We start from the raw sequence: 20,433 nt of genomic DNA, 5'->3' as shown, positions 1-20,433 counted from the left end.
GCGCCGCAGTGCAACGCGTGGCTCTCCCTATTGCGCAAGGCCAGCCATCCCCACAGGCGCCGCACATGGCATCGGCGGTTGTCGTTGAGCGCCACCCCCACGGCTGCTACGCGGTGCCGCATGGCCAAGCCGAACCCCGAAGAGAAGACGTCCCGCCGGATCGGCGATCTCGCGATGGTGTGGCGTCACGCCGCCAACTATCCGCGCCAGATCGCGTTCGCCGGCCTTGCGCTGATGATGACGTCAGCCGCAACGATCGGCATCCCCTACGGCTTCAAACGCGTGATCGATCGCGGCTTCGGCCCCGGCGCCATCGGGTCGGTCGGCACGTCGTTCCACTATCTGCTGATGATCGTCGTCGTGCTAGCGCTGGCGACTGCGGTGCGCTTCTATTACGTCTCGTGGCTCGGCGAGCGCGTCGTCGCGGACATCCGCACCAACGTGCAACGCCACCTGCTCCGCCTGACGCCGCGCTTTTTCGAGGAGAATCGCCCGTCCGAAATCGCCTCGCGGCTGACCTCGGATACCGCGCTGATCGAACAAGTCGTCGGCAGCACCGTGTCGATCGCGCTGCGCAACACCTTCACCGGGATCGGCGGGCTGATTTATCTGTTCGCGATCTCGCCGAAGCTCGCCGGGCTGCTAATGATCGGCATCCCGCTGATCATCCTGCCGATCGCGCTGCTCGGCAAACGCGTCCGCAATTACTCGCGCACCTCGCAGGACCGGGTAGCCGATGTCGGTTCGATCGCGACCGAGACGCTCGGCGCGATGAAGGTCGTGCAGGCGTTCGGACAGGAAGACCGCGAGGCGATCCGGTTCGCCGATGCGGTCGGCGCGACCTTCGCGGCGGCCCGCGCGCGGATCCTGCTGCGCGCGGTGATGACCGCGATCGTCATCGGGCTGGTCTTCGGATCGATCACGCTCGTCCTGTGGGAAGGCGCGATCGACGTCGCGGCCGGGCGGATCAGCGGTGGCGCGATCGCCGCGTTCGTGCTGACCGGCGGGATCGTCGCGGGCGCGTTTGGCGCGCTGACCGAAGTTTACGGCGACCTGCTGCGCGGCGCGGGTGCCGCCGGGCGACTGTCCGAACTGCTGCGCGAGACGCCCGAGATCGCCGCCCCGGCCATCCCGGTCGCGCTCCCCCTGCCACCGCGCGGCGCGCTCGCGTTCGAAAACGTGCAGTTCCATTACCCGACCCGCCGCGACGTCGCCGCGCTCAACGGCTTCTCGCTCGACATCAAGCCGGGCGAGACGGTCGCGGTCGTCGGGCCTTCGGGTGCGGGCAAGACGACGTTGTTCCAGCTCGTCCAGCGCTTCTACGATCCCGATGCGGGCCGCGTGACGCTCGACGGCGTCGACCTGCGCGACGCCGATCCCGCCGCGGTGCGTGCGCGGATCGCGATGGTCCCGCAGGAGACGATCATCTTCGGCGCGTCGGCGCGCGACAATCTGCGCTACGGCGACTGGACCGCGACCGATGACCAGCTCTGGGCCGCCGCCGAGGCCGCCAACGCGGCCGAATTCCTGCGCAAGCTGCCCGAGGGGCTCGACACCTTCCTCGGCGAGGGCGGCGCGCGCCTGTCGGGCGGCCAGCGCCAGCGCGTGACGATCGCGCGCGCGCTGCTCCGCGATGCGCCGATCCTGCTGCTCGACGAGGCGACCAGCGCGCTCGACGCCGAGAGCGAGCGGCTGGTGCAGGAGGCGCTCGAGCGGCTGATGGCGAACCGCACCACGCTGGTCATCACGCACCGCCTCGCCACCGTCCGCGCCGCCGAACGGATCATCGTGATGAACGACGGGCAGATCGTCGAGGAGGGCTCGCACGGCTCGCTGATGACGAACAGCGGGCTCTACGCGCGGCTCGCCAGCCTGCAGTTCAACGAGGCGGCTTAGCCTTTTTGGGTTTGGGCAGCGGCAGTTCCGCCGCCGAGATCCGGACAAGTTCGGCAAGCCAGTCCGCGTCATCCCAGCGATCGGCATCGACCAGCAGGCAGGGTTTCGCGCCCGGATAGGGCGGCGCCTCGTCGATCGTCCCTGCGAATGCGCGGCCACCGGGGGTCGGCTTGACGAACAGCTGATCGTCGCAGACCAGCGCCACCATCCTGCCGTCGCAATAGACGCCATATTCGCCGAACATCGGCTTTGCCGAGACGTCGCCCGCCGCCGCGAGCTGCTCGACGATGAACGCGACTGTTTTGCGATCGGATGCCATCGGGCGATGCTCGCAGATCCATGCGGCCTTGGCGAGTCACTGCGTTTCGCTTGCGATGCCCTGAGCGGGAGCGCAGAACCGGCGCAAACAGGAGGCGGATATGCGCGACTTCGACATCGTCATCTATGGCGCGACGGGCTTTACCGGCCGGCTGGTCGCCGAATATCTGACGCAGACCTATCCGAGCGGGGTCCGCTGGGCGATGGCCGGCCGCTCCCTGGCGAAGCTTCAGGAAGTGCGCGACCTGATCGGTGCACCCGCCGACACGCCGCTCGTCACCGCCGACTCGGACGATCCCGCCAGCCTCCGCGTGATGGCCGAGCGCGCCACCGTCGTCATCTCGACCGTCGGCCCCTACCAGCTCTACGGCAGCGCGCTCGTCGCCGCCTGCGCCGCGACCGGCACCGGATATGTCGATCTGTGCGGCGAGCCCGCCTGGATGCGCCACATGATCGACGCGCATGAAGGCGAGGCGACGCGCACCGGCGCGCGCATCGTCTTCTCCTGCGGGTTCGACAGCATCCCCTTCGATCTCGGCGTGCTGACGCTGCAGGACGCGGCAAAAGCCAAATACGGCATCCCCGCGCCCCGCGTGAAAGGTCGCGTGCGAAAAATGCAGGGGACGTTCTCGGGCGGCACCGCGGCCAGCCTCAAGGCGACGCTCGCCGCCGCCGCGCGCGATCCCGGCATCGTCAAGCTGCTGACCAGCCCGTTCGCGCTCACCCCGGGCTTCCAGGGCCCGCACCAGCCGACCGGGCTGCTCCCCGAATATGACACAACGCTCTCGACGTGGGTCGCGCCGTTCGTGATGGCGCCGATCAACACCAAGAACGTCCACCGCACAAACTTCCTGCTCGGCGAGGCGTATGGCGCGGACTTCGTCTATGACGAGATGATGGTCGCGGGGCTCGGCGACATGGGCAAGATGGCGGCCGAAGCCATCGCAAAGTTCAATCCGTTCGCGGGCGACAAGGGCCCCAAACCCGGTGAGGGTCCGTCGAAGGAAGACCGTGACGCGGGACATTACGACCTGCTGTTCGTCGGCATCATGCCCGATGGCGCGCGGATCGACGCGGTCGTCACGGGGGACCGCGATCCGGGCTATGGCTCGACAAGCAAGATGATCGCGGAGGCGGCCTTGTGTCTCGTGCAGGATGTGCAGGGCGATGGCGGTATCTGGACGCCAGGTGCGCTGATGGGCACGAAACTGCGCGATCGCCTCGTGGCAAAGGCGGGACTGACTTTCACGGTCGGGTGATCCGCGCAACGGATACCGGCGGGCGGGCCCGACCGGAAAACCCGATCACTCCGCCAGCGCGAACACCGTCGCTGCCGCCGCAGCACTCGCCACGACGCCAGATGCGGCCGCGATCGCCGCCGCCCGCCGGCGCACCGCCCCGCGAAACGCGCTGAGCTTGCGCGCATCGAGATGATAGCGACCCGCGCCATCCTCGACGATCGCGCCATAGCTGCACAGACGACGGAACGTGCCGACATCGTCCGCCTCATAGGCGATCGCACGATCCGCCGCCGTCGCCTTCGCCGCGACGAAATCGCTGACGATCCGCCGCCGCGACCGGCCTAGAATATATCCCCGCATGCCAGTCTCCCCTGCGCCAGGGTCGCATAGCGCGGGGAGCTTGTCCAAATCCTAACGGCGCTTGCCCTTGTGACGGATGTTCATGGGTCGCCCGCGATGCTTGATCTCGCGCACCGGCTTGCGCCCGCCGCGCATCGGAGGAGCGGCCCCCTTCCCCTCGGGCATCTCGAAGCGCAGCGCCCCTGACACGGGGTTCGCCTCCGCGAGCCGCAGTTCCAGCGTCTGGCCCTGCGCGAAGACGTCGCCGCTATGCTCGCCGGTCAGCGTCCGCGCGACCTCGTCGAAGCGGAAATACTCGCCGCCCAGATCGCGGACCGGCATCAGCCCGTCGCCGCCAATCCCCTCGACCGTCGCGAAGAAGCCGAAATTGGTGACCCCGGTTATCCTGACATCCATCACCTGCCCGACTCGCTCCGACAGGAACGCCGCGACATAGCGATCGGTGGTGTCGCGCTCGGCCTCCATAGCGCGGCGCTCGAGCCGGCTGATGATCTCGCCGACCGACTCCATGTTGGCCGCGTCGTCCGCCGGCAACCCGCCCTCGCCCAGGCCGTAGGCGGACACCAGCGACCGGTGCACGAGCAGATCCGCATAGCGCCGGATCGGCGAGGTGAAGTGCGCGTAACTCCCCAGGCTGAGCCCGAAATGCCCATGGTTGCCGGGCGCATAATAAGCCTGGGTCTGCGTGCGGAGAATCTGCTCCATCACCTGCGGACGGAAATCGGCATCGCCGATCCGCTCGATGATGTGGTTGAACGTCGCCGGCCGGACGACCTGCCCCAGCGCGAACGGCACGTCGAACGTCTCGAGATACTCCTTGAGCGCCATCATCTTCTCGCGGCTCGGCGGCTCGTGGATGCGGTACATCACCGGCGCCTTCTTCGCCTCGAGCGCCTTGGCGGCGGCGACGTTGGCGGCGATCATGTAATCCTCGATCAGCCGGTGCGCGTCGAGCCGTTCGCGCGGCGAAACCGACATGATCCGCCCCTGCTCGTCGAGCACCACCCGGCGCTCGGGTAAATCGAGATCGAGCGGCGCCCGCGCATCGCGCGCCTTCGCCAGCGCGTGCCAGCACGCCCAGAGGGGGCGCAGCACGGCCAACATGTCTCCCCTCCCGTTTACGGGAGGGGTTGGGGGAGGGGCTTCCGGACTCTCGGCTGCATCGAGCGAGGCACCGCCCTCCCCCGACCCCTCCCGCAAAGCGGGAGGGGAGGATGCGTCGATGATCGCCTGCGCCTCTTCATAGGCCAGGTTCGCCGCGATCCGCACCACCGCGCGCGTGAAGCGCCACGACAGCAGCGCGCCATCCTTGCCGATCCGCAGATGGCAGGCCAGCGCCGCGCGATCCGCGCCTTCCTTCAGCGAACACACCTCCGCCGACAGGATCTCGGGCAGCATCGGCACGACCCGGTCGGGGAAATACACCGAGTTCCCGCGCCGCCGCGCCTCGCGATCGACCTCCGATTTCGGCCGGACGTAGAAGCTGACATCGGCGATCGCGACGATCGCCTTCCAGCCGCCCGCATTGGCGGGATCGTCGTCCGCCTCCGCCCACACCGCATCGTCGTGATCGCGCGCATCCTCGGGATCGATCGCGACGATCAGCACATTGCGCAGATCCTCGCGCCCCTCCCCCAGCGGCAGTTTCGACACACGCTCCGCCTCGTCGAGCGCCTCTTGCGAGAAGACGTCGGGAATACCCAGCTTGTGGATCGCGATCAGCGAGAAGCTGCGCGCTGCAAACGGATCGCCCAATTTCGAGACGACACGCGCGGCGATTTTCGGCGGCTTGCCCGCAAGCTCGGCCAGCACCAAATCACCCGGCGCCGCACCGCCCGCATCGGCGACTGCGAACTCGCGCCGCTCGCGCTTGTCGACGCCGGTCAGCCAGAGCCGCCCACCGTCTTCGCGCAACACGCCGAGCACCTGTTCGGAGGCCGGCGCGAGCACCTTCATCGGATGCGCGATCCAGCCGTTCCCGGCCTCCTCGGTGCGCGCCAGGATACGCTCGCCGACACCCAGCGCGCCGCGCTTGCGTTCGCGCACGCGCAGCCGCGGCGGTGGCACGCCTTCCGCCTCCCAGCGCTCGGGCACCGCCCAGACGTTGCCGCCATCGTCGACATCGGCGATCCGCAGCACCGTGACCTTGGGGATGCCGCCCATCTTGTGGAACGCGCGACCGGGGGCGCTGTCGATCAGCCCCTCGTCGGCCATGTCTTTCAGCAGCGCCTTCATCCCGATCTTGTCCTGCGCGCTGAGCCCGAAGCCCTTGGCGATCTCGCGTTTGCCCGCGGGCACGTCGGAGGTGGCGATGAAGTCGAGGATCTGCTCGCGCGTCGGAAGACCGGCTTTTGGTTTGTACATGGCACAGAGATAAGCACGCCGACCCGTTCCGTCACCCCGCAACCGCGCCGTCCCAAGAGCGCATATCTTATCCAGACCCGAAGACAGTCCAGGCATCCCACTTGCCTACCGATGCGACATCATATGACCGATAGGGTATGCAGGATTTCCGTGAACCTCATCGCTATGGCACGTCATCGCTCCGCATTTCCAGCAATCAGTATGCCATTTGCACTTTAGCAGTTGCAACGGGGCCAGATCGGCATAGTCTGTTGAAAACATTCTAGGAGAGAGATCATGGCAACGCCCCTGAAGCTCGAAGCGGATCCGGAGGACAAGAACCTCGTGATCCTGCAGAGCCTGATTTGCCTGCTTCGCGAGAAGAACGTCCTGTCGCGCGCCGATATCGAAGAGCTGTGCGACAAGGTTCAGGCACGGGTTGCCAATCACGACAGCGATCCGCTTCCCTGCCAGAAGGACGGCGCGCGCGCTGCAGCAACCGAAGTCGCGCAGATCGGCGACTATATCGGCCGTAAATATGGCGGGAAGCATCGTCGCTCGATTTAGTTCGTAGCTAAGACAGGCCAGTGGATGAGGACGGAGCGCCGGTCGCGTTTATGAAGCGTTCCGCCATTTGGGATAAACCTGTGTAGTTGCAGCTTATCCGACCGTGCACGCGTCATACCGTCGACGATGATCGGCGATGCAACGTCAGAAGGGGTGCGGTCCTAGAAGGCGCGGCTCCCGAGGCTTGCTCCGACGTACCGACGACGAGATTGCAGCCCGCGTCAGTCAACGCCCTTCCGATGGCGGGAGCGTCGATCTCTTACCTTTGCGGAGACAGGCTGCCTTTGTCTCGATGGGGTATATTGCTAAATGATCCAGAGCGACAGGTGCTGCTCGCCCAGCGCAGCTTAGATCGACGAAGATTGATCCGCGCTGGCTGGCTCGACCGGCCCGACCGAGCCGCTACCGGTCGAGAGACATACGGTCAGCTCGCGACGAAGCAAGTCTCGCCTGCGACCCGCAACCGACCGCAGATATCCGCCGCTTGGTTCGCGCTGCCCGCATTCACGCGCAACCGATACAGCGTGCGGCCACCCGTCGCGACCGGCTGCACCGACTTGCCGAGCGCGCCGATATAGGCGAACCGCTTCGAGAAATTCGTCCATGCCGCGTTGGCGACCGCCTCGCTCGGATAAGCCCCCAGCTGGACCAGCGAACCACCGGTTGTCGTTCCAGCATCGTTTTGCTTCGATGACGTCAACGGTGCCGCGGCGACAAGCCGACCACCCGATGCGGGCACCTGCGCGACCGCGTTGCGCCCCGCCGCGTCATCCGTCTTGAGGGCCGTCGCGCGCTTGCCCACCACCGGAGCCTCGGGCACGCCGCGCAGGTCGATCGCGCCGTTGCCCGATTTGCCCGCGCTGGTCGCGATCGCCGAATCGCCCTCGCCCTTGACCTTCAAGCCGCCAGCGTCATCAGGCTTGACCTTGTAGTCACCCTCCGGCGCAGCGATCAGCTGGCCATCGCCCGTGGGCGCCCGCTGCTGAAGCTTGTAGATGCCGAAGATGATCGCTGCGAGCACCGCAAGCCCGAGCACGACCAGCGCGATGACGCGGCCGATGCCGACCGTGTCCTGTTCGTCCGGCTCGACGGTTTCGAGCCAGGGAAGCCGGTCTTCTTCGCGCAGATCCATGTCGTTGGCCATCACTTCATCTCCGAAACCGCCTCAACGCCCATGATCGCGAGGCCGTTGCGGATGATCTGCCCTATCGCGGACGCCAGGAAAAGCCGTGCCGCGGTCGCCTGCGGATCCTCGATCACGAGGAAACGACGATCGGGACGGTCGTTGCCGACATTCCACAACGCATGGAAAGCCGCTGCCAAGTCGTAGAGATAGAACGCAATTCTGTGCGGCTCGCGCGCCGTCGACGCGATCTCGACGAGCCGCGGAAACTGTGCCGCGAGCTGCACCAGCGCCAGCTCGTCCGTATCAAGCCGGGACAGGTCGGCCGAGATCGGCGTGATCCCCGCCTCCTCCGCACGCCGATGCAGCGACGCGATACGCGCGTGCGCATATTGGACGTAGAACACCGGATTGTCCTTCGACGCCTCGACCACCTTCGCAAAGTCGAAATCCATCTGGGCATCGGACCGGCGCGTCAACATCGTGAAGCGCACCACGTCCTTGCCGACTTCGCGCACGACGTCGGCGAGCGTGACGAAATTGCCCGAGCGCTTCGACATCTTCACCGGCTCGCCGTTGCGCAGCAGCCGGACCATCTGGACGAGCTTGACGTCGAACCGCGTCTTGCCGCCGGTCAGCGCCGCCACTGCCGCAACGATCCGCTTGACCGTGCCACCATGGTCCGCACCCCAGATGTCGATCAGCTGATCCGCGCTCTGGCTCTTCTGGAAATGATAGGCGAGATCGGCGCCGAAATAGGTCCAGGACCCGTTCGACTTCTTGATCGGACGATCCTGATCGTCGCCGAACTGCGACGAGCGGAACAGCGGCAGCTCGACCGGCTCCCAATCGTCAGGCGTCTCGCCCTTCGGCGCCTCGAGCACGCCGTCATAGACGAGATCGCGCGACCGCAGTTCTGCCTCGGCAGCCTCGGGCTTTTTCGCAGCCTGAAGCTCGGCTTCCGACGCGAACACCTCGTGCTCGATCCCGAGCAGCGCGAGATCGGCGCGGATCATGACCATCATCGCGGCGACCGCCTGCGTGCGGAAGGTGACCAGCCATTCGCTCTCCGGCGCGCCAACGTAGCGATCGCCGAACTCGGTTGCGAGCGACTGGCCGACGGGGACGAGATAGTCGCCGGGGTACAGGCCCTCGGGGATCTCGACGGTCTCGCCGAGCGCCTCGCGGTAGCGCAGGTGGACCGAGCGCGCGAGCACGTCGACCTGACCACCGGCATCGTTGACGTAATATTCGCGGATCACCTTGTGGCCGGCGAACTCGAGCAGGCTGGCAAGCGCATCCCCGACGACCGCGCCGCGGCAATGGCCCATGTGCATCGGGCCGGTCGGGTTGGCCGACACATACTCGATGTTGACGGTAATCCCGTCGCCCTGCTTCGAGCGACCGTAATCGGCGCCCCCCGCCGGGATCGCGGCCAGTTCGGCCCGCCAGGCGTCGTCGGTGAGCTTCATGTTGATGAAGCCGGGGCCTGCGACGCTCGCCGAGGCGACGTCCTCGAGCTTCGACAGTTCGACGACCAATGCGTCGGCCAGCACACGCGGATTGGTCTTGGCAGGCTTGGCGAGCACCATGGCGGCGTTGGTCGCGAGATCGCCGTGGCTGGTGTCGCGCGGCGGCTCGACCGTGACGTTCTTGCGATCGAGCCCGGCCGGCAGCGTGCCCGCCGCGGTCAGCGTGTCGAGCGCCGCATCGATATGCGCGGCGAAACGGGTGTAGAGCGTCATGGCAGTCCCGGTACGTCAAGGAAACGCGCGCTCTAGACCATCGCGGCGCGGCGCTCAATTTTAATCCCGTTGGCGGGATGGTCGTTAGGGGGCGCGCGGGCTTATCCGTCACGCCTTATCCGCTATGCCTTATCCGGTATGCCTTATCCGTCACAGGGATACGCTCTGGCTGTTCCCCCGCGGACGCGGGGGCCCAGCTGAACCACGTCCACCGCCCAGATCCTGGCCACCAGCATGCGCGAGGGAACAGGAGGCCCGGACAGATCTCGCGCATAACCCGCCACTCGCTGCCATTCTGAGCAGGGATCCAGGGGTACGGGGGACAGCGCCTGGTACTCTGAATCCTGACTTTCGTCAGGATGACGGGTGGGGTGCGCGTGTGGGCGGCGGCGAGGGCGGCGCGGGTGGGCGAGGCTCCCAGGACTGTGAGCGAACGGTACTGCCTATTGGGATGATACTTCGTTACTCTTTGTCATCCTGAAGAAAGTCAGGACCCACGGTTACTGGGGGCGGCGACTGGTACTCTGGGTCCTGACTTTCGTCAGGATGACGGGTGTGGTGAAGCGTGCGTGAGGGTCGACTTCGGTGTCGACGTTTGTCGGCGCGGCACCGTTGATCTTGGGCGAGCGGGTACGGCCTCCCGAGATTATACTCGCTACTTTTCGTCATCCTGACGAAAGTCAGGATCCAGGGTTACTGGAGGCGGCGGTTGGTACTCTGGGTCCTGACTTTCGTCAGGATGACGGGTGTGGTGACGGGTTCGGCTAGGCCGGTGAAACCAAGCGGGATAGCGGCTACGCTGCCCGCCTCCCCTAGACCCGCACCAGGCCGTCGATCGCCGCAGTCTTCGCGCTCGCAGGGAACAGCGCGGCCATGGCGCGGGCTGGTTCCACACCGAAGTGGGACGATACCGCACCGCCGATGAACGCGTCGAGCTGCATCGTCGGTTTGAGATCGCGCGCCTCGTACAGAGCGGCGGGTGCGAGGCCGGGCCAGTCGGATACCACACGCCCGCCCTTCACGCCGCCGCCGAACAGCATCGCCGCGGTGCCCGTGCCGTGATCGGTGCCGCCGGTGCCGTTGACCGCGACGGTTCGTCCGAACTCGGTCGCGACCAGCACCATGGTGTCCGCCCATAACGGCCCCAGCCCCGCCTGAAGCGAGGCGACCATCGCATCGAGGCCCTTCAACTGCGCGGTCAGGCGCCCGCGCTGGCCGGTATGCGTATCCCAGCCGCCCGTCTCGATCATCGCGATCCGCGCGCCGGTGTCGGGCTTGAGCAAGCGCGCGGCGAGCGCACCGGTCGCGGCCGCGTTGCGCCCGCCGTCCTGCGCGAGATCGCTGGTGAGCTGGCGTGTGGCCATCGCCTCGCTCCACAGGCCGTGGAGTTGCTGGTCGCCGTCATACAGCATCGCGACGCGTTGCAGCAGGTCGTCCGACGCGTCGGGCAGGTTCGACGGGGCATAGGACGCCACCTCGCGCAGCCCCCGCAAGGCCATGGGCACGGTCGCCGCCACCGCAATCGCGCGCGCCTCCTCAACAGGCAGCACGCCGAGCAGTCGATTGAGCCAGCCGTCGCGTACCTGGTACGCACTCGCGCCCCCCGTCTCGAGCACGTTCTGGCCGTCAAAATGTGAGCGGTCGCGGTAGGGCGACGCGATCGCATGTGCGAACAGCGCCTGACCCTGTTTGTAGAGACCGGCGCTCGCGGTCATTGCCGGATGCAGCGCGAACATGCCGTCGAGCTTCGTACCCGTGGCGAAGTCCGTCGCAAGATCGCCGCGCACGCCTGCGAAGGCCGGATCGCCAACTGCGCCGATCATGCCGAGACCGTCGGCCGCCCCGCGCTGGATGACGAACACGAACCGCTTGTCGGTCGCCGCGCGCGCGAAAGCGATACGCGGGGCGAAGGCGGACGCCAGCACGCCGAGCGTACCGGTCGAGAGAAAGGAACGACGGTCGAGCATGACTATCTCCGGATCGATTCGGGGGCGACGAGCAACAGCGCGAGCGCCTGTGCCGGGCTTTCCGCGCGCGCGAGGCCCTGCGCGGTCAAGGGGCTGATCGAGGCGGGGAACAGCGTCGGCGCCAACGCCCGCGCATCGACCGGGCCGGCGCGTGCCGCGAACCGCTCCGCTGCCTCGACCCGTCGCATGATCGCGTCGGGCCCGGCCCAGGCGGCGGCGACGTCGTCATAGCCGATCGGCTGGCCCGGCTGCCATATCGGCTGGCCGAGCTGGTTCATCATCCCCACCGTCACGCCGGGCTGGACCGTCGTCGTGCCAAGCGCCCGCTGGGTCGAAACATACCATTCCCAAGGCGACTTGAACTTCACGGGCTGCGCCACCCATGCCTCGGGCGACGCGACGAGCGCGCGGTAGACCGTCGGCAGGTCGCCGCCCGATTTGAGGAAGGCCGTCTTCAGCCGCGCGACCATCGCCGGGGGCGGGGTATCGCCGGCAAAATGCCGCGCGAGCTTGGTGGCGATGTGGGTTGCGGTCGCCGGATGGACCGCGAGATCGGACAGCACCGCCTGCGCCTGCGCCTCCCCCGCTGCGGGGTAGAGCTTGCCCATGACCGTCCGATCGCCGGGCTGGTGGACGTCGTCGAGGAACAGGAACGCCCCCGCGCGCGAATCATCCTGGATACGCGCGCCGGGGCCGCGGCCGATGCCCGCGACCGTCCAGCCGGTCATCGCGCGTGCGAATTCCGTCACGTCGGCCTGGCTGTAGCCGCTGCGAACGCCGAGCGTGTGCAACTCCATGATCTCACGCGCGAGATTTTCGTTCAGTCCGGTCCGCCGCCTGGTCTTGCGTACGGCGAACGGACTATCCGGGCCGATCGACACCGCCTGGTCGAGGTAGAGCAGCATCGCCGGATGCCGCTCGACCGCGTTCAGCATGTCACCGAAATTGCCAAGCACGTGCGGGCGGATCGCCTCGAATTCCATCGGCCCGGCGAGCGCCGTCACCTCGAACTTTTCGGTAGAGACCGCGAAATGGTTCGCCCAGAAATGGACGAGCCGCTCGACGAACGGCGCGTCGCCGGTCAGCGCCGCCATCGTCCGCGCCGCGACCGCCGCACCGTAATCGTTGCGACTTTGCTTGCCGATCGCCTGTCGCGCCTCCTGTCGCGCGGCCGTGCCCGGATCGATCGCGCCCGGCATGGCGGGGGGCTGGGCCATCGCCGGCGACGCGCCGGGCGCCAAAGGCCCGGGACTCATCGCGCCGGACATCGTCGGGGCAGCGACATCCGGTTTCGCGTCCATACCGGCTGGGGCTTTCGGCATGCGCGGCCCGAACTGCGCCCTGATCGCCTTTTCCTGCGCATAATAGGCAACGAGCCCTACCGAAATGCCAGCGGTCGAGGGGGCATTGGCGACTACCGCCGGGCGCGACTTGAACCGTTCGCACTGCGCCAACACCCACTTCGCGGGATCACCGGCAACGGCATCACCAGGCCTTGCGCCGAGACCGAACCGATTGAGCGCGATACTGGAAGCAGACACGACACTTCTCCTTCGCTGACGGTTGTACGCATCAATTGTCGTGGAAGTATGTCACGCGCTCCGCTCGTCGCATGCGCGCAGCCGTTGGTCGCTGAGGTCCGGCGCGCCGAGGATCGGGATCGTCGATGCAGTGCGTGCAATCGCGACGGATAGGTTTGCAATTGCAACTGATGCTGCACCGCAATATTTCTCTGGCTCGAGAGTTGGGTGACGACGTGATCCGGCTCCACGCACTTCGGGAGATACGATCATGCGCACGACCATCAAGATCATCGCCGCCGCCGCAGCCGCCCTTACCTCGACGATCGGCATGGCCGCCGACGCGAAGCAGAGCTTCGTCCATGAGGGCAGCACGTACGTCTATACCTCGACGCAGGACGGTGGCCGCCAGGTCATCGACGGTCGTCGGTATCCGTCGGGCCAGAAGTTCCACCTGATCGTCCGCGGCAACCGCGTCTCGGGTGTGTCGGGCGGCGTTCCGGTGGCGTTCAAGACCGCAGAGGCCAGCGGCGCTGCCGGCGGCATCGCTTCGGTTACGCGCTAAGCTAAACGGCTTTTGGTGAATGCAGCGGCGGTCGGGCTTCGGTCCGGCCGCCGTTTTGCGTTTGGTCCGGAAAGCTTGGCGATCCTCCCCCTGGCGGGGGAGGATCGCGCTACATTGGCCTCAGAACCCTTCAGGCAGGTCGATCGGGCCGACCAGCTCGCGGTAGCGGGATACGGCGTACCGGTCGGTCATGCCGGCGATGAAGTCGGCAATGTGCCGGCTGCGATCGGGGTCGTCCGATGGTAGCCGCTCGCGCCATTCCTCGGGAATCGTTGAGGGATCATCGCGATATACCGCGAACAGCCCGGAGACGATGCCGTGCGCCGCGTCCGCTGCCGCCAATTGCCGCGGATGATGGTAGAGGTTGGCGTACATGAAGCGCTTCAGGTCGCGCTCCGCGTCGCGCATCTCGGGGGAGAAGCCGACCAGGCATTGCCCGGCGGCGCGGACGTCGTCGACGCTGGCGACGCCGCTCGCCGCGATCCGCCGGCGGGTCTCGGCGATGAGGTCGTTGACCATCGTCCCGATCTGCGTGCGGACGAGTTCGCCGACCAGACGCTTCGGCGCGACGTCGGGGAAGCGGCGGCGCACGTCGTCCCAGCCGCGCGCGACCAGCGGCACCGCCAGCATCTGATCGAGCGTCAACAGTCCGGCGCGCAGACCGTCGTCGATATCGTGATTGTCATAGGCGATGTCGTCGGCGATCGCTGCAACCTGCGCCTCAAGCGATGAGAAGCTGGTGAGCGCGAGCGGATATTCCGCGTCGGCGATGGCAAGCGCCCAGCCCGGGTGCCGCACCGGGCCGTTATGCTTGGCCAGGCCTTCGAGCGTTTCCCAAGTGAGGTTCAGCCCGTTCCACATCGGATAGGGCCGCTCGATCGTCATCAAGGTGCGCAGCGTGTGGCCGTTGTGATCGAACCCGCCCTGCCCGCCGTCCTCGACCGACGGCATCAGCGCGGCCTTCAGCGCATCCTCGCCGGCATGGCCGAACGGCGGATGGCCGATGTCGTGCGCGAGGCACAGTGCCTCGGTCAGGTCTTCGTTCAAGGCCAGGGTCCGCGCGATCGTCCGGCCGATCTGCGCCACCTCAAGGCTGTGCGTGAGGCGGACGCGGAAATGATCGCCGTCGGGCGCCATGAAGACTTGGGTCTTGTGACGCAGGCGACGGAAGCTGATCGAGTGGATGATCCGGTCGCGGTCGCGTTGAAACGCATCGCGCGGCCCCCGCGTGGACCCGTTCTGTTCCTCGTGAAGCCGTCCTTTGCTGCGCGCCGGGTCCGATGCCCAAGGCGCGCGGTAACTCACTTCGCCGGCAACTTCGTGATGATCTCACCCGCATCGCTGGTGAAGGTGAACGTCGGGACGCCGTCCTTGGCGAGCTGATTGACGAAGGTGCGCGCCTCCGCATCGGTCTTGAACGGTCCGGCGAGGACGCGGTTGGTTGCCTTCCACGGCGCGGTCCAGCCGGCGCGGCTGCCGAATGCGGTCGGTGCCTTGGCCTTGGCCTTCTTCCACGCCTTGGGCAGGTCGCCCTCGGTGGCGCCGGTCGACACCTGGACCCAGATCCGCTCGGGATTGGCGCGGGCGATCCGCTTTTCCTCGGCGGCGGCCTTGTCGGTGGCGAGCTTCTCGGCGGCGGCGGCCTTCTTCTCGGCGAGCGCCTTCTTGTCGGCGATGGCTTTGCGCGCGGCCGCCTTCTTGTCGAGCGCCGCCTTCTTGTCCGCCGCGATGGCCTTTGCGGCCGCATCGCGCTCGGTCTTGGCCTTCGCCTCGGCGAGCACGCGCTCGGCATCGTCCGAGACCGGTAGCGCGGCGGGCGTCACGACCGGCACCGGATGCATCGGCGCGACGTCGAGCTCGGACGCGGGGATCGACAGGCCCGCGACGATCCGCGCGAGGATCGAGTCCTCGCTCACCGCGACTGCGTGGGTCCGGGGCGCTACGGCGGCGACCGCAGTCGGGGCCACCGGCGCAGGCGTGGACGAACTGGTGAAGCCGGGCGTCGGCGTTGCCGTGCTGGCGCTCTGGACCGGCGCATATTGCTGCAGCGGGACCTGCTGAATCGGACTCGGCTGTACCGAACCCGAAGAAACAGGCGACGCCGACGCCGACGCCGCGAGCGCATTGGCCGCGCGCGTGGGATCGATCCGCGGCTGTCCCGCCGGGATCGCCGCCATCTGCGTGGTTACGCTCTGGGGAAGCGTTCCCACCGTCGACGGTGCGGGTAGCACACGCGCGACCGATGCCGCTGGTACCGACGCTGTACTCGACGGGATGGTCGCCGCGACCACCGAGTTCGCTTCCGCCGCCGGGTTGATACGGGCACCTTGGACTGCGACCGTCGGTGCAGGATAGCTTGGCTGCGGAGCAGGCTGGGCCGTGCGGGCCGGAAGCGGCTGGACCATCTGCATGGGCGCTGCCGCGAGCTGGACGGGCGCTGTGTACGTAGTTGGAGCGGGGACGCTCGTCGTCGTACGCGGTGTGGTCGTCGTCGGGATCGCTCCCGACATCGGCGCGGGCACCGGCGTGGAGGGCGCGCGCGTTACCGCCGCCATCTGGACTCGGTCGGGCTTGGCGCGCCGATCGCGCTTATCCTTCTTGCCCGTAGTCGCGGCGACGGTCGGTTGCGGCGTCACCGCGGCCAACATCACCGGTGCGGTCGGGTCCGCGGCGAGGATGCCGAGCGGCGGTGCCATCCGCGCATCCGCCAGCCGCGCGGGCGTTGCATGGACTTCGCCGAAATGTACCGCGAACGCGCGGTCGCTCGCGGGCAGGCTCGGCAGGCGCCGGAAGAAGGGTTGCAGGCCTTGCGCGGTACCGGCGGGCATCATCGTGGTCGCGATCTTCTCGGCTCCTGCGACGTCGCCGTTCATCGCGATGATGAACGCGCGCGAACGCCAAGCACCGCGATCGCTCTTGAGCAGCAGCGGGTTGAGTTGCTGAATCGCGAGCTCCGGCTTTCCCGAAATGCCGAGCGACAGCGCATAGCGCCTGATGGTCTCGTCATCGGGCGCATCGCGCAGCGCGACGCGGTAATCGCGCTGCGCCCGATCCTGCTGGCCGATCAGGTCATAAGCGAGACCGCGATCCGCGGCGAAATTGCGGGGGTCGAGGCCGAGGCCTTCCGCCTGCGCATAATAGCGCAGCGCCTCGCCCGGACGTTCCGACCGGACAAGGATGGACGCCATCCCCGCCTTCGCCCGACCATCGCGCGGGTTCACCTTTTCGGCGCGCGCGAACAAGGCTGCGGCACCGCTGAGATCGCCCAGCCCCATCGACAGATCGCCGGCCTTGATCAGCGCGTCGACGTTGCGGGGGTTGCTGGCGAGCTGGCGCATGACGTCGCCGAGCCTGTCCGCATCGGTCGTTCCCGGGATCGCCTGGACGACGGCCTGCGCGGACGCGGCGGATGGCACGGCCGCGAGCACGAGGGCCAGCGCGGCGGTCAGGAGATGATGCGAGGACCGGGTCATGAGGATCATCTGTCTAGACCCCAGCTCGAGCGAACCGGCAATGTCTCCGACGCAGGCGCGCGGCGAACTGGGCCCGAGCGGCGACGAATAAAGCGCCAAGGAGCATGCAACGGGCGAGGGTTACGATCTGCGGATTCGACATATGTGATCTTGAAACAGCGTTCCTGCTGAAACGCCGCCTCCCCGGCGGAGGCCGGGGTCCAGTTGGCGCACGGAAATAACGATGGAAAGCGCTCCGTTACATCAACCTTGCCAACTGGGCCCCGGCCTTCGCCGGGGAGGCGATGTTGGAGAACGATACATCCACCAATCCGTTTGGCCCAGCCGTTCTCCCGACAGACCGAGAGAACGGCGCCCAGACTTACTGGTTGTTCTGCCGGTGCAGGAAGCGCGGGATGTCGAGCGGGTCCTGGGGGGCTGCTTCGCCGTCTTCCTTCGCAGCGCCGCGTGCCGCATTCGACATGCGCTCGAACAACGTGCCGCCAAGCTTCACGCGTGGTGCAGCGGGTACGGCCTCGGGCGCAGCCTCGGCACCCGGAGCGAGCCAGCGACGACGGGCGCCACCTTCGTCGGCCGCCGGGGTCGGTACCGGAACCGCAGGCGCGATGGGCGCGCGCGACGGTGGCACGGTCGATGCCGACGCCGGACGGGCGATCGGACCGCGACCATAGGGCTCTTCGCCATAGGTACGCGGCGCGGGCGCCGGCTGCGGTGCCGGGGCGGCGGGCGCAGGTGCGGCCTGCGGCACGATCGTCTCTGCACCGAGCACCAGTTCGTCATCGGACTTGGACGACGACGGCTCGACTTCCGACGACGCGTTCAGGTCGAGCGGCTCTTCATCAGCGGAGGACGCGGCGGGCGCCGCCGACGACGCGGCAGGCTCGCTCGGACGGAACGACGTATTCTCGTCGGTCTTGCGCGATCCGAAGCTGAACGAGCGCGTCGGCTCGGGCGCAGTCTCGGGCGGACGCGCATCGGCGTCGATCCCGGTCGCGACGACCGAGACGCGGATCTTGCCTTCGAGCTCCTGGTTGAACGCCGAGCCCCAGATGATATTGGCATCGGGATCGACCAGGTCGCGAATGTGATTGGCGGCTTCGTCGACTTCGAGCAGGCGCATGTCGTCGCCGCCGGTGATCGAGATGATGACGCCCTTGGCGCCGCGCATGCTGACGCCTTCGAGCAGCGGGTTCGAGATCGCCTTCTGCGCAGCCTCGAGCGCGCGGTTGTCGCCGCTCGCCTCGCCGGTGCCCATCATCGCCTTGCCCATCTCCTGCATCACCGATCGGACGTCGGCGAAATCGAGGTTGATGAGGCCCGGCATCACCATCAGGTCGGTGATGCTGCGGACGCCCTGCTGGAGCACCTCGTCCGCCATCGTGAACGCTTCCTTGAAGGTCGTGTTCGCGTTGGCGATGAGGAACAGGTTCTGGTTCGGAATGACGATCAGCGTGTCGACATACTTCTGCAGTTCGTCGATGCCGCCCTCGGCCGACTTGGCGCGACGGTTGCCCTCGAACGCGAACGGCTTGGTCACGACGCCGACCGTCAGGATGCCCATGTCACGCGCCGCCTTGGCGATGACCGGTGCCGCGCCCGTGCCCGTGCCGCCGCCCATGCCGGCGGTGATGAAGCACATGTGCGCGCCTTCGAGCATCTTGGCGAGCTGGTCGATCGTCTCCTCGGCAGCCGCACGGCCGATCTCGGGACGCGAACCGGCGCCGAGACCCTGCGTGATCTTGGTGCCCAGCTGGATTCGCTGCGGCGCGGTCGACTGCTTCAACGCCTGCGCGTCGGTGTTCGCCACGAGGAAGTCGACGCCCTGGACGTCGGCCCGCATCATGTTGGCGATCGCGTTGCCGCCTGCGCCGCCGACGCCGATCACCGCGATGCGGGGGGCCAGATCGTCCACTTCGGGACTAAGGAATTCGATGCTCATCGCCGTTCTCCGCACAACCCGGTAGATACGCTACGGCCGGGCCCCTGATAAATCTGTGTGCACCAACGTCACGGCCGGTTCCAGCCGAAATAACGCCAGCACCCTCGAAACTCTTAATAATTCGCGCGCGCCGCCTGAATCAACTTGCGGACCATGCCCATGCCCTTTGGTCGGTGCACCGTCGTCCGCTGCGGCGCGAGCCCGCGAAGGTCGATCGGGTTGGTCGCCGCATAGAAGGCCAACCCCGCTAGCGTCGCAAACGCCGGTCCGCCATGCGCCTCTGGCAGGGCGGTCAACCCGCGCGGTCGACCGATCCGCACCGAGCGTCCCAGCGCCTGCTGCGCATAATCGGCGACCCCCTTCAGCTCGGCGCCGCCGCCGGTCAGCACGACCTGCCGCCCGACCGGCCCCTCGAACTTCAGCTTGGTGAGCGCACTCCGCACCTCGCCCATCTGATGCTCGAGCCGCTGGCGGATTACGCCGATCAGCTGCGCCTTGGTGATCTGCGCACCCTCGCCCGCGCCGTCCTCGGCCGAGATCGGCATGACCGGGATCATGTCGTGATTGTCGCGAGGGGAAGCATTAGCCGATCCGTGGAAGCACTTCATCCGCTCGGCATTCTGCCGACGCGTCCCGAATGCGCTGGCGATGTCGTCGGTGATGTCCTGAGCGCCGATCGGGATCGAGGTCAGCCCGACCAGCATGCCGCCCGCGAACAGCGACACGTTGGTGATCCCCGCGCCCATCTCGACCAGCGCGACGCCCAGCTCGCGCTCTTCGTCGCTCAGGCACGCGAGCCCGGTCGCGACCGGCGACGCGATGATCGACTTCACCTCGAGATGCGCCGAGCGCACGCACAGATCAAGATTGCGCACCGGCGAGCCATCCGCGGCGACGACATGGATATGCACCCCGAGCCGGTCGGCATGCAACCCGAGCGGAGTCTTCACCCCCGTCAGCCCGTCGAGCGTATAGAGCGCGGGTTGCGCGTGCAGCACCATGCGGCCCTGCGGGTCGATCGAATTGCGCCCCGCGGCGAGCAACGCATCGATATCCTGCTGTTCGACGCGGTGGCCGCCCAGCTCGAACTCGACCTCGGCGACGTCGGACACGAGCCCGCCGGCCGAGAACCCGACCCAGACATTCTCGATATTGATCCCGGCGATCCGCTCGGCCTGTTCGACCGCCTCGCGCACCGCCGCCTCGGTCGTCGCCATGTCGGCGATATAGCCGCGCTTGACGCCGCGGCTCTCGCGCTGACCGGTGCCGAGCACGATCAGCTCGCCCCCGTCGCCCTTTTGCGCAATCATCGCCGAAACCTTCGACGACCCGATATCGAGCGCCGTGATCAGCCCTTCCGGTGCCACCTTCGCCAT

The 20,433-nt window shown here is 67.4% G+C and carries 15 protein-coding genes; 4 read left to right on the top strand and 11 right to left on the bottom strand.

Annotation, left to right across the window (positions count from 1 at the left end; all coding sequences use genetic code 11):
* Positions 1-120 precede the first annotated feature (120 nt).
* Positions 121-1,896, top strand: coding sequence for an ABC transporter transmembrane domain-containing protein (locus HMP09_RS17710; RefSeq protein ID WP_176501427.1), 1,776 nt, complete (start codon positions 121-123; stop codon positions 1,894-1,896).
* Here HMP09_RS17710 and HMP09_RS17705 read toward each other — a convergent pair.
* Positions 1,880-2,215, bottom strand: coding sequence for a TfoX/Sxy family protein (locus HMP09_RS17705; RefSeq protein ID WP_176501426.1), 336 nt, complete (start codon positions 2,213-2,215; stop codon positions 1,880-1,882). The genes HMP09_RS17710 and HMP09_RS17705 overlap by 17 nt on opposite strands.
* Before the next feature lie 100 nt (positions 2,216-2,315).
* On the opposite strand from HMP09_RS17705, the gene HMP09_RS17700 reads away from it, so the two are divergent.
* Positions 2,316-3,473, top strand: a complete 1,158-nt coding sequence (locus tag HMP09_RS17700) for a saccharopine dehydrogenase family protein (RefSeq protein ID WP_176501425.1) — start codon at positions 2,316-2,318, stop codon at positions 3,471-3,473.
* A 45-nt stretch (positions 3,474-3,518) separates the two neighbouring features.
* Here the strand turns inward: HMP09_RS17700 and HMP09_RS17695 are convergent, their stop codons facing one another.
* Both HMP09_RS17695 and HMP09_RS17690 read right to left on the bottom strand, forming a co-directional pair.
* Positions 3,519-3,815 carry a hypothetical protein gene (locus HMP09_RS17695; RefSeq protein WP_176501424.1) on the bottom strand — a complete coding sequence of 99 codons (297 nt, stop codon included), beginning with the start codon at positions 3,813-3,815 and terminating at the stop codon, positions 3,519-3,521.
* Positions 3,816-3,866: 51 nt separating this feature from the next.
* A complete protein-coding gene (locus HMP09_RS17690; protein WP_176501423.1) occupies positions 3,867-6,179 on the bottom strand; it encodes a ribonuclease R family protein in 2,313 nt (770 codons plus the stop codon).
* A 276-nt stretch (positions 6,180-6,455) separates the two neighbouring features.
* Here HMP09_RS17690 and HMP09_RS17685 point away from each other — a divergent pair, with 276 nt between their 5' ends.
* Positions 6,456-6,725: a hypothetical protein gene (locus tag HMP09_RS17685; protein ID WP_176501422.1), complete on the top strand. Its 270-nt coding sequence runs from the start codon at positions 6,456-6,458 to the stop codon at positions 6,723-6,725.
* Positions 6,726-7,149: 424 nt separating this feature from the next.
* Here HMP09_RS17685 and HMP09_RS17680 read toward each other — a convergent pair whose 3' ends face one another.
* The 4 genes from HMP09_RS17680 to HMP09_RS17665 form a co-directional block, all read right to left on the bottom strand.
* The gene (locus HMP09_RS17680; protein ID WP_176501421.1) at positions 7,150-7,869 is read right to left on the bottom strand and encodes an SPOR domain-containing protein; all 720 of its coding nucleotides are present in this window, start codon (positions 7,867-7,869) and stop codon (positions 7,150-7,152) included.
* Positions 7,869-9,593 (bottom strand): arginine--tRNA ligase, encoded by a 1,725-nt coding sequence (gene argS, locus HMP09_RS17675; RefSeq protein ID WP_176501420.1) that lies wholly within the window; start codon positions 9,591-9,593, stop codon positions 7,869-7,871. The genes HMP09_RS17680 and argS overlap by 1 nt, the downstream gene beginning before the upstream one ends.
* Positions 9,594-10,405: 812 nt before the next feature.
* Positions 10,406-11,560, bottom strand: coding sequence for a DUF1501 domain-containing protein (locus HMP09_RS17670; protein WP_176501419.1), 1,155 nt, complete (start codon positions 11,558-11,560; stop codon positions 10,406-10,408).
* A gap of 2 nt (positions 11,561-11,562) precedes the next feature.
* Complete coding sequence (locus tag HMP09_RS17665) at positions 11,563-13,101, bottom strand: DUF1800 domain-containing protein (protein ID WP_176501418.1); 1,539 nt, start codon at positions 13,099-13,101, stop codon at positions 11,563-11,565.
* Between the two features lie 250 nt (positions 13,102-13,351).
* Between HMP09_RS17665 and HMP09_RS17660 the strand changes: the two genes are divergently transcribed.
* Entirely contained in the window at positions 13,352-13,645 is a 294-nt protein-coding gene (locus tag HMP09_RS17660; RefSeq protein WP_176501417.1) for a hypothetical protein, read from the top strand.
* A 120-nt stretch (positions 13,646-13,765) separates the two neighbouring features.
* Here HMP09_RS17660 and HMP09_RS17655 read toward each other — a convergent pair whose 3' ends face one another.
* From HMP09_RS17655 to ftsA, 4 genes are all read right to left on the bottom strand, one after another.
* A complete protein-coding gene (locus HMP09_RS17655; protein ID WP_176501416.1) occupies positions 13,766-14,950 on the bottom strand; it encodes a deoxyguanosinetriphosphate triphosphohydrolase in 1,185 nt (394 codons plus the stop codon).
* Positions 14,947-17,127 carry a tetratricopeptide repeat protein gene (locus tag HMP09_RS17650; RefSeq protein WP_232090461.1) on the bottom strand — a complete coding sequence of 727 codons (2,181 nt, stop codon included), beginning with the start codon at positions 17,125-17,127 and terminating at the stop codon, positions 14,947-14,949. Before HMP09_RS17650 ends, HMP09_RS17655 begins: the two co-directional genes overlap by 4 nt.
* A gap of 352 nt (positions 17,128-17,479) precedes the next feature.
* The gene (gene ftsZ, locus HMP09_RS17645) at positions 17,480-19,057 is read right to left on the bottom strand and encodes a cell division protein FtsZ (RefSeq protein ID WP_176501415.1); all 1,578 of its coding nucleotides are present in this window, start codon (positions 19,055-19,057) and stop codon (positions 17,480-17,482) included.
* 113 nt (positions 19,058-19,170) lie between these two features.
* On the bottom strand, positions 19,171-20,433 hold the full coding sequence (gene ftsA / locus HMP09_RS17640) for a cell division protein FtsA (RefSeq protein WP_151991386.1): 1,263 nt from the start codon (positions 20,431-20,433) through the stop codon (positions 19,171-19,173).

It is taken from the genome of Sphingomonas sp. HMP9 (assembly GCF_013374115.1).
GTDB lineage: Bacteria > Pseudomonadota > Alphaproteobacteria > Sphingomonadales > Sphingomonadaceae > Sphingomonas.
This window is presented reverse-complemented; position numbering and strand designations above follow the sequence as displayed.

What these genes read in the sequence shown, in the direction of transcription:
- HMP09_RS17710 (WP_176501427.1), top strand. Translation starts at nt 121, where the DNA reads ATGGCCAAGCCGAACCCCGAAGAGAAGACGTCCCGCCGGATCGGCGAT.
- HMP09_RS17705 (WP_176501426.1), bottom strand. Translation starts at nt 2,215, where the DNA reads ATGGCATCCGATCGCAAAACAGTCGCGTTCATCGTCGAGCAGCTCGCG.
- HMP09_RS17700 (WP_176501425.1), top strand. Translation starts at nt 2,316, where the DNA reads ATGCGCGACTTCGACATCGTCATCTATGGCGCGACGGGCTTTACCGGC.
- HMP09_RS17695 (WP_176501424.1), bottom strand. Translation starts at nt 3,815, where the DNA reads ATGCGGGGATATATTCTAGGCCGGTCGCGGCGGCGGATCGTCAGCGAT.
- HMP09_RS17690 (WP_176501423.1), bottom strand. Translation starts at nt 6,179, where the DNA reads ATGTACAAACCAAAAGCCGGTCTTCCGACGCGCGAGCAGATCCTCGAC.
- HMP09_RS17685 (WP_176501422.1), top strand. Translation starts at nt 6,456, where the DNA reads ATGGCAACGCCCCTGAAGCTCGAAGCGGATCCGGAGGACAAGAACCTC.
- HMP09_RS17680 (WP_176501421.1), bottom strand. Translation starts at nt 7,869, where the DNA reads ATGGCCAACGACATGGATCTGCGCGAAGAAGACCGGCTTCCCTGGCTC.
- argS (WP_176501420.1), bottom strand. Translation starts at nt 9,593, where the DNA reads ATGACGCTCTACACCCGTTTCGCCGCGCATATCGATGCGGCGCTCGAC.
- HMP09_RS17670 (WP_176501419.1), bottom strand. Translation starts at nt 11,560, where the DNA reads ATGCTCGACCGTCGTTCCTTTCTCTCGACCGGTACGCTCGGCGTGCTG.
- HMP09_RS17660 (WP_176501417.1), top strand. Translation starts at nt 13,352, where the DNA reads ATGCGCACGACCATCAAGATCATCGCCGCCGCCGCAGCCGCCCTTACC.
- HMP09_RS17650 (WP_232090461.1), bottom strand. Translation starts at nt 17,127, where the DNA reads ATGATCCTCATGACCCGGTCCTCGCATCATCTCCTGACCGCCGCGCTG.
- ftsZ (WP_176501415.1), bottom strand. Translation starts at nt 19,057, where the DNA reads ATGAGCATCGAATTCCTTAGTCCCGAAGTGGACGATCTGGCCCCCCGC.
- ftsA (WP_151991386.1), bottom strand. Translation starts at nt 20,433, where the DNA reads ATGGCGAAGGTGGCACCGGAAGGGCTGATCACGGCGCTCGATATCGGG.